At 69.8% G+C, this 12,678-nt stretch carries 7 protein-coding genes and 1 riboswitch; of the genes, 4 read left to right on the top strand and 3 right to left on the bottom strand.

What is annotated here, in order from left to right; genetic code table 11:
- Positions 1–116 precede the first annotated feature (116 nt).
- Positions 117–1,250, bottom strand: coding sequence for a methylenetetrahydrofolate reductase (locus CYJ26_RS07195; RefSeq protein ID WP_034235951.1), 1,134 nt, complete (start codon positions 1,248–1,250; stop codon positions 117–119).
- Positions 1,244–1,328, bottom strand: a riboswitch (SAM riboswitch). It overlaps the preceding gene by 7 nt.
- Before the next feature lie 916 nt (positions 1,329–2,244).
- On the opposite strand from CYJ26_RS07195, the gene CYJ26_RS07190 reads away from it, so the two are divergent.
- Positions 2,245–3,069, top strand: coding sequence for an alpha/beta hydrolase family protein (locus tag CYJ26_RS07190; RefSeq protein ID WP_006548033.1), 825 nt, complete (start codon positions 2,245–2,247; stop codon positions 3,067–3,069).
- Positions 3,070–3,184: 115 nt separating this feature from the next.
- Here the strand turns inward: CYJ26_RS07190 and CYJ26_RS07185 are convergent, their stop codons facing one another.
- Positions 3,185–4,471, bottom strand: a complete 1,287-nt coding sequence (locus CYJ26_RS07185) for an endonuclease/exonuclease/phosphatase family protein (protein ID WP_048681545.1) — start codon at positions 4,469–4,471, stop codon at positions 3,185–3,187.
- A gap of 197 nt (positions 4,472–4,668) precedes the next feature.
- Between CYJ26_RS07185 and CYJ26_RS07170 the strand changes: the two genes are divergently transcribed.
- Positions 4,669–9,759, top strand: coding sequence for a DUF3418 domain-containing protein (locus tag CYJ26_RS07170; RefSeq protein WP_244902040.1), 5,091 nt, complete (start codon positions 4,669–4,671; stop codon positions 9,757–9,759).
- 107 nt (positions 9,760–9,866) lie between these two features.
- Here the strand turns inward: CYJ26_RS07170 and CYJ26_RS07165 are convergent, their stop codons facing one another.
- Positions 9,867–11,396, bottom strand: coding sequence for a phospholipase D-like domain-containing protein (locus CYJ26_RS07165; protein WP_006548028.1), 1,530 nt, complete (start codon positions 11,394–11,396; stop codon positions 9,867–9,869).
- A 174-nt stretch (positions 11,397–11,570) separates the two neighbouring features.
- Between CYJ26_RS07165 and CYJ26_RS10850 the strand changes: the two genes are divergently transcribed.
- Both CYJ26_RS10850 and CYJ26_RS11255 read left to right on the top strand, forming a co-directional pair.
- Positions 11,571–12,056 carry a LacI family DNA-binding transcriptional regulator gene (locus CYJ26_RS10850; RefSeq protein WP_219619544.1) on the top strand — a complete coding sequence of 162 codons (486 nt, stop codon included), beginning with the start codon at positions 11,571–11,573 and terminating at the stop codon, positions 12,054–12,056.
- On the top strand, positions 12,004–12,597 hold the full coding sequence (locus tag CYJ26_RS11255; protein WP_219619543.1) for a substrate-binding domain-containing protein: 594 nt from the start codon (positions 12,004–12,006) through the stop codon (positions 12,595–12,597). Before CYJ26_RS10850 ends, CYJ26_RS11255 begins: the two co-directional genes overlap by 53 nt.
- Positions 12,598–12,678: the final 81 nt, after the last annotated feature.

The following is a 12,678-nucleotide window of genomic DNA, read 5'->3' as shown; positions in this document are numbered from 1 at the left end:
CTTTCTGTCTGGCAGTCATCGAGGTCAGGACGCGCACGGCGCGGGGAGGGATGAGGACGTACGGTCCCTGCGGCGTCGGCCGGTGGCGGACCCGCAACGGCGGGACCCGGCACCCGTCAGGGCCGAGCCGCCACCGGCATTCGCCCCGTCAGCCGCGCGCCGGAACCTGGCACGGCGTTGATGTAGGCGCGGGCGATCTCGCGCTGGGTGACGCGGTCAGGGCGGGCACCGTCGAGCACCCCGCCCAGGCGGAACTGGGAGATGACGTCCAGGGCGGGGCGGGTGCGGTTGAAGGTGTAGAGGTGCAGGCCGGGCGCGCCTCCCTCAATGAGGTCGCCGGCAAGCTGGAGGGTGGCGTCGATGCCGGCGGTCATGACCGAAGCGCCCTGGCGCGAGGTCAGGGTCTGGCTCAGCCGAGTCGGCACGCTCACGCCGGTCAGGTCCTCCAAGCGGGTCAGGCGCCGCAGGTCGGTCAGCGGGATGATACCGGGCAGGATGGGCATGGTGACGCCGCAGTAGCTGGCGGCGCGGGCCAGAGCGAGGTAGTCCTCGGACTCGTAGAAGACCTGGGTGATGGCCAGGTCCGCGCCCGCGGCCTGCTTGGCGGCGAGCACCCCGATCTCGCGGGCGTAGTCAACGGCGGCCGGGTAGGCGGCCACTGCCACCTGGACGTGGCGGGCGCCGTCGTCGAAGTACTCGGCCTCGACCTCACGAATGACGCGGACGAGCTGGTCGGCGTGGCGCAGCTCGCCAACGACGTCCTCGGCAGCCACGCCACGCGGCGGGTCTCCGCGCAGGGCGAGGAAGCGCCTGACCCCCATGTCGAGGAAGAGGCGAACGATCTCGACGACGTTGGCCTTGCGGTAGCCCAGGCACGTCAGGTGGGCCATGAGCGGGACGCGGGAGGTGGCGATGACGTGGGCGACGACGTCCTCGGAGGGGTTGTGCTCGCGCACGACGTGCAGGCGCGTGGGAGAGCCTGCTGCTGCGGTCGGGCCGCCCGCTGTCGTGATGAAGCGGGGACGGTAGGTCACCGAGACGAAGTCGGGGCGGGCGGCAAGGAGCCGGTCGAGAGCGCCCCAGGTCTGCGAGGCGTAGCGGCCCGGGCGGGGAGGGAAGAGCTCCAGGGACAGGCTCGGGCGGGCGGGCTCGGCGGGAGTGAGAGACGGCGCGATAGCTGCCGGGGAAGGCTTGGGGGCGACGTGACGGGTATACGGCTGTGCCAGGGACGGCGACATGGTGTTCTCCATCGATCCTGGCGGAAGCACCCCGCGTGAGGGTTGCTGCGGCGTCATAGAGCCAGGTCTCTCAGCCGCTCTGGATGGATGTTGGAGCAGACCTTACACCGACGGCCGGGCGCTCACGCAAATCGCGCCATACCGCAAGAAACTAACCATTTGGTTTGTGCTCCTCTGGTGGCGGCAGGCCCTAGCGACCGAGGGGCTGGCGGCCGCGGGCCTGGCGGTAACGGGGCTGGCGGCAGACCCTGGTGGCGACGAGCATTTTCGCCGATGCCACCGGCGCAGCCGCTGCGTTTGCCCATCCTTCGCGCCCTCCGCACTCCCACCAAGACCGCCCACGCCCGTCCTCTGCTACCTCACCGTTACCTCCGCTACCCCTTCGTTTCCTTCGCTACCCCGTGGCACGCGCTACCGGGTAGCGACCAACACCAAGGGGTAGCGAACGCCAGAACCGGGTGGCGGTGGACACCATGGGGTAGTAGCAAACCGCACAAGCACGGGGCCCAACCGCGTCACTGCCCGCCCTCCGCTACCCCTCCACCATCGCCGCTACCCCTTCGTTTCCTTCGCTACCCCGCAGCACGCGCTACCGGGTAGCGACCAACACCAAGGGGTAGCGAAAGGCAGGAGACGGTAGCGACCAGCACCATGGGATAGCGTCGAAAGCGGAGGGGGCGCCCGCTACGGGGTAGCGACCAACACCAAGGAGTAGCGACAGGCACAACGGGGTAGCGGTGGACGCCGCGGGGTAGCAACGAAAGCAAGAGCTGACCCACACACGCACGGTCGACCAACACCGCGGGATAGCGAAAGACAGGAAGAGGTAGCGGCGAGCGCCAGGCAGTAGTGACAAGCGCCACGGAAGCACCACGCCGCAGCAGCCCACATGAGGTCGCGCCATGCACCGCGGGGCGGCGGCGCAAGCATCACGCTGCCAGCGCAATCCCCCGGGCCCCGCCACAGGTCCGTCGCCCGCGAGCGCCGGCTGGCCTAGGTTGGGAGCATGACTGACGTCCGCATCGACACGGCCCGGGGCATCTCCCTGTCCGGGACGCTCCGCCTGCCCGACGGCGTCGCCGATCTCGACCCCGAGGCGCTGACCACGCTCGTTCGCGAGGGCGGAACCGCCCCAGCGCGCCACGAGGCCGTCATCATCCTGGCGCACGACTTCCTCACCGACCGCCACGGCTTCAGCTACCGCCTGGACCAGCTCGCGGCGCGGTACCGCCAGGCGGGCTACGCCACCTTCCAGTTCGACTTCTCCGGCCTGGGCGAGTCCGACGACGACGTCGTGACCCTGGCCGGCGAGAGCGATGACCTCCAGGCCGTGTGCGGCTGGCTGGAGGACCTGGGCTACTCGCGCCAAGGCGTGCACGCCAACGGATTCGGGGCGACGGCGGTGCTGCTGGCCCGCCCGGAGCCCGTACGCGCCGTGGTGCTCTCCGGGGCGGTGGTCGGCCCGCAGTCGATCCTGTGGGAAAACGTCTTCTCCCCCGAGCAGCTCGACGAGCTCGACCGACACGGCCTGACCCGCCTCGTCGATGACAACCCCAACTCGCGCGAGTGGGACGTCCTGTCCAAGCAGACCCTGGCCGACGTCTCACTGCAGGAGCCTGCACAGATCATGGCGGACCTACCCTGGCCCGTCCTCATGCTGCACGGCGCGCTGACGGAGGAGTTCCCCGACTCCACCGCCGGGGCGACCGAGGGCTTCGCGCTGCTGCGTGACGGCAGCCAGCTCGTCCAGGTCCACGCCGAGGACGCGGAGGATGCCCAGGTCCAGGTCGCCCAGCTCGGCGTCGACTGGTTCGCCCGCCGCCTGCGCTAACCCGCCTAACCGTCCGAGCCGGCGCCAACCGGCCTGACCGGCTGCGCTGGCCGACGACGCCGAGACCTCGGAACAGCTCCAGCACCTCACCGCAAGGCGTCATCCGACTGGGCCGTCACAGGCTCGCCGCTTCCGCGCGCCCCTCCAGCTCGACGACGAGCGCGCGGTGGTCCGAGCCCGCGACCTGCACTACCTCCGCCCAGCGCGTGCGCCATGTGACCGCATCCACCAGAACGTGGTCGATCGTCGCGCCGAACAAGGCCGTACGCGTCGAGGTGGGCCAGGTCGCCAGGCCACCAACCCCGCCCTGGACCGCAGCATCCGCGCAGCCGCCCAGCTCTCGCATCACTGCGTGGTCCAGCGTGGCGTTGAAGTCTCCTGCGACCACCAGCCCCGCCTGGGGCGACTGGCATCGCTCCACGACCTTCTCTACGGACTGCCTCCACAGCTCCATGGTGCTGGGCAGGGGCGCGATGGTGTGCACGCCCAGGATCGTCGGGCGTGCATGCCCGTTGAGCTCATCGCCTCCCGCCGGAGTGAGGTAGACGGCGCCGTGCCCCATACCGGAGACCTTGCCCTGCTCGTAGGGACCGATCGCGGCGGAGACGAGCACCGTCGTCGTCAGACTGCTGCCACCGTCACCGGCTGTGAAAGCCGTGAAGGAGAAGCCGTCCTGCCCGGTGAGCTCGAGCAGCTGCTGCGTCAGCTCCTCACTGGCCTCCAGCAGGACGACGACGTCCGGCGCGACCTGCCGGACCTCCAGCGCCAGGTCGATCACCTTGGCTCGGCCCATGTAGGTGTTGAAGGACAGCATCGTCAGGCTTCCGTCCCAGTCGCCGGGGTCGGCATCGGCCGCCTGGGCCATCGCCGGCCGCGCCTCGTCGCTCCGGCCCAGGCCTCGATCGGCGAGCACCCAGGCGTGCACGCCAGCCACGAGCACGAGGACGACGGCGATGATGACGCGCCGCCGCCCCAGGTCCCTCCGCCAGGCCCCGACCAGGGCGAGCAGCACGAAGAGCACACCGACCGCGGCGAACAGGACCACCAGCGCGCTGCGCACGGCGAGAGCCTGGGTGAAGGGCGCCCGTATTGACAGCCGCAGCGCCGGGTTGATTGCGCCCAGGATGTCTGGCGCCAGGCTGAGCAGGCCGACGGCGCAGATCAGCACCGTCACGCACCATCCCACTGCCCGGGTCGCCTGCCGCCACGCGCTGCGAGGCGCGCCGGGGCGGCGGGGGAGGCGGGCGCCATGGGAGCGGCGGGAGTCGACGGCGCGGTGGGAGCGGAGGGAAGCCTGGGAGCGCTTGCCGGAGCGACTGGAGGTCTGCGCAGTGCTGCCAGCCTCGCCCCGAGAACTGCCAAGCTCGCCCGCGGAGTCGGCATCGGCGTCGAGATCACTCATAGGGCCCATCATCGCCCCAAACTGTGCGCCTCGTCACGCCAACTGGCCTGCTGTTGTCCGGTTGAGACGTGCCTTCACGTACGAGTGCGTACTGCTGCGATTGTGGCGTGCCTGCCGTGCCCCGACAAGCACGCCACAATCGCGCGAGCACGCCCACATCCGCACAAGGACGTCATTAAGGAAGAATGGGCACCGGTATGAGCACTGAGACGACACCTTCCGACGCCGGGACCAGCGCCGCGCACACCACTAACCACGCCGCACCCGCCGGCGCCACCTCCGCCGAGGCTGCCCCCGACACCGGCACCGCCTCTGGGCGAGACGACGCCGCCACTGCCCGCGGCTCCGACGTCGCCCCCCAGCCTGCCCGCGAGCGCCGCTCCTCGCGCGGCCGCAAGCACACCGGGCGCGGCAAGCACCGCGGCGGCCGCTCCTGGCCCGGCTTCGCCCCCGAGCAGCTGGCCACCCGCGCCGCGAGCGTGCCAGCCCTGGTCTACCCAGAAGAGCTTCCCGTCTCAGCACGTCGCCAGGAGATCGCCGAGGCGATCAGCACCAACCAGGTCGTCATCGTCGCCGGCGAGACCGGCTCAGGAAAAACCACCCAGCTGCCCAAGATCTGCCTGGAGCTGGGCCGCGGGATCACCGGCATGATCGGCCACACCCAGCCGCGCCGTATCGCCGCGCGCTCGGTGGCTGAACGCATCGCCCACGAGCTGGGCACGGCGATCGGCCGCGACGGCGTGGTGGGTTACCAGGTGCGTTTCACCGAGGAGACCGGCCCCAACACGCTGGTCAAGCTCATGACGGACGGCATCCTGCTGGCCGAGATCCAGACCGACCCGATGCTGCGCCGTTATGACACGATCATCGTGGACGAGGCCCACGAGCGCAGCCTCAACATCGACTTCATCCTGGGCTACCTCGCCCGGCTCCTGCCTCAGCGCCCGGACCTGAAGGTCATCATCACCTCCGCCACGATCGACTCCGAGCGCTTCGCGGCCCACTTCGCCCAGGAGGTCACCCGCGAGGGGGAGGCCGGGCTCGTGCCCAGCTCGGGCGAGGCCGACGACGACGCAGCCGGCTCCGCCCCGCACCGCGCCTGCGCACCACTGACCGCTCGCGTGCCGGCCCCCGTCATCCAGGTCTCGGGGCGTACCTACCCCGTTGAGATCCGCTACCGGCCCCTGCTGGCTGACGACGGACTGGGCGAGGTCCGCGACCCCAACCGGCACGCCGGGGGCCACGTCCCGCAGGACGACGCAGGCTCTCGTCCTGCGGCAGCGGGCCAGTCCGCCCTGTCTCGCACGGACATCGACGCCCTCAGCGAGGCGGAGCTGGAGGCACTGACCGCTCCCGAGCCAGCGCCGACCAGGCCGGCCGACCCCGCGGTGGCGCCGGCGAGTAACCCCGACGCCCCGATGGCAGCGGCTCCTGCCGGTGAGCTCACGGACGCCGAGCTCGCTGCTCTGACCTCCCCTGACCCGGCCGTGCGGGCTGCCGCCCGCGCTCGCCGGGCGCAGGTGCGCGCAGCCGGGCAGACGCGAACGAGCGCTAGCGCGGCTTCGACGTCGTCCCCCTGGCAGCCGAACGTGGACGGACGGCAGGCCGCGAGCGCCGGCACGGCGGCGTCCTCCCCGGCGGCCCTCCAGCCCCCGCCGGCCAGGCCGGCCCCGCACTCCCATGCCCCCACCGAGGACCGCGACCAGGTCACCGGCATCCTGGACGCCGTCGACGAGCTCATGGCAGCCGGCCCTGGCGACATCCTGGTCTTCCTGGCCGGTGAGCGGGACATCCGTGACACCGAGTCGGCGCTCATCGACCACCTGGGCCCGCGCTACACGATGGACGGCCGTACCCGCACGCCCGGAGCCGTCGAGGTCGTGCCGCTGTACTCGCGGCTGACGGCGGCCGAGCAGCACCGTGTCTTCGAGGCCCACTCGTGCCGGCGGATCGTCCTGGCCACGAACGTCGCTGAGACCTCGCTGACGGTGCCCGGCATCCGCTACGTCATCGACCCGGGCCTGGCCCGCATCTCGCGCTACTCCAACCGCACCAAGGTCCAGCGCCTGCCGATCGAGCCGATCTCGCAGGCCAGCGCCAACCAGCGCTCGGGCCGGTGCGGGCGCGTGGCTGATGGCATCGCGATCCGCCTGTACTCCGAGGCGGACTATCTCTCGCGCCCGGAGTACACCGAGCCGGAGATCCTGCGCACCTCGTTGGCCAGCGTCATCCTGCAGATGGCGAACCTCGGCCTGGGCGCGGTGGAGGACTTCCCCTTCCTGGACGCCCCGGACCACCGGGCGGTGCGCGACGGGATCCAGCTGCTGACCGAGATCGGCGCGATCGAGCCCAGCATGAGCGGGCGCTCGGGCCGCAGCAGCCGGGGCCCGCGCCTGACGGAGGTCGGCCGCCGCCTGGCGCGCCTGCCCATCGACCCGCGCCTGGGCCGGATGCTGCTGCGCGCTGGGGAGCTGGGGTGCGCGGGCGAGGTCATGGTGATCGTGGCCGCCCTGTCCATCCAGGACGTGCGCGAGCGACCCCTGGACAAGCAGGAGCAGGCCGACGCCCTGCACCGGCGCTTCGCCGATCCCACCAGTGACTTCCTGACCTACCTCAACCTCTGGCGCTACCTGCGCACCCAGAGCCGCGAGCTGTCCGGATCGGCATTCCGCCGCATGTGCAAGGCCGAGTTCCTCCACTACCTGCGCGTGCGCGAGTGGCAGGACGTCCACACCCAGCTGCGCCAGCTCTCCCGGCCGCTCGGCCTGGACGCCGCGCCGGTGGAGCTGCCGACGGCGCGCTCGATCCGTGCGGCCCGCCAGGCGCTGGAACCGGGTTCCCACGCTGCGCAGATCGCGCACGGGGACGTGGCGGCAGCGGTAGTGGCGCTGGGCAAGAGCGCGGACACCCCTGACGCTGACGCGATCCACCGCTCGCTGCTGGTGGGGCTGCTGTCCAACGTGGGGCACTGGGACGAGCGGCGCCGGGAGTACTCCGGAGCGCGCGGCACCCGTTTCATGATCTGGCCGGGCTCAGGTCTGCGCCGCAAGACCTACGACTGGGTGATGACGGCTGAGCTGGTGGAGACCAGCCACCTCTTCGCTCGCACGGTGGCCAAGGTGGACTCGCGGTGGGTTGAGGAGACCGCGCGCCAGGCTGGCCTGCTGCGCCAGGTCTTTGGTGAGCCCTACTGGTCCACCAAGAACGGCTGCGCCATGGTCCACGAGAAGGTCATGGTCTACGGAATGACGCTGGCTGCCGACCGCCCGGCCACGCTGGCCTCGGTGGGCACACCGGCGGCCCGCGAGGTGGCGCGCGAGATGTTCCTGCGCTCCGGGCTGGTCGAGGGGGGCTGGCACGCGCGCCACGGCTTCGTGTCCCACAACCGGGACCTCATCGAGGAGCTCAGCGACGTCGAGCAGCGCCGCCGCGAGCACGGGCTGCTGGCCAGCGACGAGGCGCTCTACCGCTTCTACGACGACCGCGTTCCTGACGAGGTCACCGGCGCCAACGACTTCGACGCCTGGTGGAGACGGGAGAAGGGGCGCCACCCGCACCTGCTGGACTACACCCGCGAGCTGCTGCTGCCGGGGGCGGACGAGGACTCGCTGGCCGCCGGCTACCCCGATGCCTGGGTGCAGGGTGACCTTACCCTCGGGCTGGACTACGTCTTCGAGCCGGGGCAGGCGGACGACGGTGTGAGCGTGCTCGTGCCGGTGGAGGTCCTGGGACGGCTGGAGCCGGCCGGCTTTGACTGGCTGGTGCCAGGGATGCGGGCCGAGCTCGTGGTGGCCACGATCCGGGCGCTGCCCAAGCGGGTGCGCCGTCAGCTCGTGCCGGCTCCCGACGTCGGCGCCCAGGTGTGGACCGCGATGCGCGAGGAGTACCAGACGCCTGCCGGGGCGAGCGCGCCGCCGGCGAGCTTCCAGGAGGCCTTCACCGCCGCCGTGGCCCGGCTGCGTGGGGTTGAGGTGACCGAGGCGGACTGGGCCGAGGCGCAGGAGCACCTGCCTGATCACCTGCGCGTGTCCTTCGTGGCGCTGGACTCTCGCGGGCGTGAGATCGGCCGCGGCAAGGACCTGGTGGCACTGCAGAAGCGGCTGTCCGGTCGCACTGAGGCTGCTGTGCGCTCGGCGGTGCGTGGGGCTCTGGCGCAGGCGATGGCCGAGGCGCAGGACCGCGAGCGTTCGCGCGCCCGGCGCGGCAAGAAGGGCCGAGCCAAGGGCAACGATGCCGCCGCTGCCGGTCGCGCTGGACGTCCGGCTGCGTCGTCGGCCGGCTCTGGGACGCAGGCGGGCGGCACGGCGAGAGCCACCGGGACCGGCGGGAAGCCTGGCGCAGGCCTACGCAGCGGCTTGGCCGAGCGCAAGGGCCTGACGGACTGGCCCAAGGACGTCCCTGGCCTCGACGGCTCGGAGCGCTCAACGATCCCGCCCACGGTGGAGTCCACCGGGACGGCGGGGCTGGTGGTGCGCGGTTACCCCACGCTCGTGGCGGCGGGGCCGACGACGGCGGACCTGACGATCCTGCCTGACGCCCAGGCGCAGGAGCGAGCGCATGGCGAGGGCGTGACGGCCCTGGCGCTGGCGCGCACGCAGCTGCCGGTGGCGCGGGTGACCAGCAGGTGGCGCCCCAAGGAGATCCTTGTGCTGGCGGCATCCCCGTACTCCAGCACCGAGGCCCTGGTAGCCGATCTGCAGCTGGCGGCGGCACGTACGGTTGCGGCCCAGTGGGAGCGCAGCAGCGGGCGGCGCCTGGCCGAGGTCCGCGAGCGCGCCGTCTTTGAGGAGCTCGTCGCGCTCATGCGTCAGGACCTGGAGGACGAGGTCTACCGAGTGGCTCAGGTGGTGGCGCGCGCGCTGAGCGAGCGGCGTGCGGTGGACAAGGCCGTGGAGGCGCATACCTCCCTGGCGCTGCTGTCGACCTTGCAGCAGGTGCGCGAGCACGCTGCCACGCTCGTGTACCCGGGCTTCGTCTCGGCGACGCCTGCTGGCGAGCTGGTTCACCTGCCGCGGTTCCTCCAGGCGCTGGCGATCCGGGTGGACAAGGCTGAGTCCTCACCCTCGCAGGACGCGGCGCTGGCTTACCAGGTGACGCAGGCCGAGGAGATGCTGGCCCAGGCCCGGCAGCGGGCAGCCGGTCTGCCTGATGACGCTGAGCGGGAGGCCGTGCTGGTGCAGGCTCGCTGGCTGATTGAGGAGCTGAGGGTGAGCCTGTTCGCCCAGACGCTGGGAACCAGCCAGAAGGTCAGCTTGCAGCGAGTGAGCAAGCTGCTGGCCAAGGTCTGAGGTCCGCAGCCTGCCGGCCGAGGTCTGAGGCCGGCGTGGCTGGGAGGCGTTGTCCTCCCAGCCACGCCGGACTGGGCTAGGCCTGCTGCCGCGATGTCATGAACCCACTAGAGCACCGCCGACAGGAGTCGGAAGACGTTGTCGACGTAGCGGCGGTGCCAGGGCTCCTTGGCCCATTCCTCAGCCGTGAGCTCCGTGGAGACACCTCGGTAGAGGGCATCGTTCTCACGCAGGAGGTCATCCAGGTCGCCGCCGAAGGCCAGCAGCATGACCTCGTAGTTCAACGTGAAGGACCGGAAGTCCATATTCGACGAACCGATGACCGCCACCTCACCATCGACCGTCATGTACTTGGCGTGCAGCACCGTCGGAGCCGGGTAACGGTAGATCCGCACCCCGGCGGCCAGCAAAGTGCCGTAGTAGGAGCGCTGGGCGTGGTTGACGATGAGGTGGTCAGACTCCAGCCCCACGAAGAGCTCCACGTCCACCCCACGGTAGGCCGCCGTGGTGATCGCGGAGAGCAGCGCCTCGTCCGGGATGAAGTAGGGACTCGTGATGGACACCCGCTTGGTGGCGTTCTGGATCAGGGAGATGAACATCCGGAGGTTCGGCTCGGTGGGGTAGCCCGGGCCGGAGGGGATGATCTGCATGGCATTGACCACCGCACCTGGACGGCCTGGCTGGGGCGCGGGAGTACCGACGACGCAACCAGGCCCGGCCTGGAAGCCTTGGGCCGGGTCCAGAGCCGTTCCGGGAGCCACCCGGTCTCCGGGCTGCAGGTCCTCACCCGACTCGAAGAACCAATCCATGGTGAACACGGCCTGGGCCTCGGAGACGATGTCCCCCGTGACCTCCACGCTCAAGTCGTGCCAGTGGCGCCCGGCGCGGATATTCGAGCGCAGACGGTAGGTGGGATCGATGATGTTGTGAGATCCGATGAAGGCCCGCTCGCCGTCGACGATGAGCAGCTTGCGGTGGTTGCGCAGGTCCGGACGGCGGAAGCGCCGCTTGAGCGGCAGTAGCGGCATCATGAGCCGCCACTGGATCCCGGCAGCCTCCCAGCGCCGTCCCAACGAACGCCATCCCGGGTACTTGCGTGAGCCCAGGTGGTCAACGAGGAGCCGCACCTTGACCCCGCGCGCGGCCGCGCGCTCCAGAGCCGAGTAGAAGACGTCCGTGACCTCGTCCCAGCTCTGGATGTAGAACTCGACGTGGACATGGTGCTTGGCGCCGTCGACCACACGCGCCATCGCGGCGTAGGTCTCCCGCGCGTCGCAGTACAGGTCCACGACCTCACCGGTGACGCACGGAAGTCCCGTCAACCGGCGGTTCATGGCCAGGACGCTTGCCAGGTGCTGCGAAGGCTGTGCACCCTGCGGAAGCTCGGGCATAGCGCAGGTCAGACGCTCGACGGCGTTGGAGGCGTCCTCCTGCTGCTGGCGGCGGCGTCCGTGAATCCACGGGCTGCCGAGAAAGATGTAGAGCGGCAGGCCGACCACAGGAAGCAGGAAGATCAGCAGCAGCCACGCCGTCGACGAGGACGGGCGCCGGTTCTCCGGCACCGTCCCCAAGGCCGCGACCTTGATCGCGTACTCAATGACGACCCACACGGTCGCGAGCGTCGTCTGCCACTCCATGCCCCGATGATCTCACGACCCACCGACACGAATCCCTAGCGCGCATCCCTACCGAGAAGACGCATGTCATTCCAAGCAATCAACACCCTTGATAACGGTTAGGTAACGGTCTTTGCGTCAACGCGTTTGACGTTTTTACAGTCACATCAATCGATTGATGCCGAAGGAGTCGTCGTGATCACGTTGAAGGACATTGCCGCTACGGTGGGCGTCTCGCCGTCCGCGGTGTCCTTGGTCATCAACGACCGCCACGAGGGTCGAATCAATGCTGAGACTGCTCAGCGCATCCGCACGGCCGTCCGGGAGATGGGCTACATCCCGAACCAGCTGGCACGAGGGCTGAAGACCAAACGAACCCACACCATCGGGATCTTGTCCGACCGAGTGGCCAGCGTGCCCTTCGCTGGACACATGCTGGGGGGAGTACAGACCGCGGCTTGGGAAGCCGGGTACCTCGGCATGGTCATCGACACCGCCGACCGGCCCGAACTCATGGAACAGTCAGTGCGGTCCCTACTGCAACGGGATATCGACGGACTCATCGTGGCCGCGGAGTACCACCGTCAGGTCACGCTTCCCCCTATACCTCCCACGATTCCCCATCATTGTGCTCGACGGCGTCCTACACGGTGCATCACACGCGGACAGCGTCGTTCCTGATGAGGCCGGCGGAGCTTACGCCGCTACCAGCCATCTTCTAGAGAAAGGACATCGTCGGATCGCGTTCTGCAATGTCGGGGGAGACCGTTTCGTCGCCTCGCGACTGCGCTACGAGGGGTACGCACGAGCCCTGCGTGAGCACGAGGCTCAGGTAGATCCCCACCATGTCATCGAGCTGGAGGACACGGCGACAGCAGAGGCCTACCGCCCCCTTCAGAAGCTTCTGTCCAGAAAAGATCGCCCTACGGCGATCTTCTGCTTCTCAGACCAAATCGCCTTCGCCGCATATCAGGCCGCCGATGCACTGGATCTACGTATCCCGCAGGACTTGTCCATTATCGGTTTCGACGACCAGCGCTTTATCGCAGATGCCCTGCGGCCCGCGCTGACCACTGTACGTCTACCCCACTATGAGATGGGCGCCTGGGCCACACAACGCCTCATCAGCCGTATCCGCGGCGAGATCAAGCGGCCCCCAAGCGCCACACGGATCCCCTGCCCACTCATAGTCCGCGGGTCTGCAGGTCCGCCGTCTCCGTAAGAGGACCCCGCACTCCTAATCACACCCTCACGCCCAATTCCTCCCGACCCACATCGCAGTGGGCCGATACTTGGCGCGCCC

This window comes from Actinomyces urogenitalis (assembly GCF_002861525.1).
Lineage (GTDB): Bacteria > Actinomycetota > Actinomycetes > Actinomycetales > Actinomycetaceae > Actinomyces > Actinomyces urogenitalis.
The sequence above is the reverse complement of the archived record's forward strand: the minus strand, read 5'-3'. Positions and strand labels throughout refer to the sequence as shown.

Excerpts from the sequence above, each read along its gene's own strand:
- CYJ26_RS07195 (WP_034235951.1), bottom strand. The coding sequence starts at position 1,250 with ATGGAGAACACCATGTCGCCGTCCCTGGCACAGCCGTATACCCGTCAC.
- CYJ26_RS07170 (WP_244902040.1), top strand. The coding sequence starts at position 4,669 with ATGAGCACTGAGACGACACCTTCCGACGCCGGGACCAGCGCCGCGCAC.
- CYJ26_RS07185 (WP_048681545.1), bottom strand. The coding sequence starts at position 4,471 with ATGAGTGATCTCGACGCCGATGCCGACTCCGCGGGCGAGCTTGGCAGT.
- CYJ26_RS07190 (WP_006548033.1), top strand. The coding sequence starts at position 2,245 with ATGACTGACGTCCGCATCGACACGGCCCGGGGCATCTCCCTGTCCGGG.
- CYJ26_RS07165 (WP_006548028.1), bottom strand. The coding sequence starts at position 11,396 with ATGGAGTGGCAGACGACGCTCGCGACCGTGTGGGTCGTCATTGAGTAC.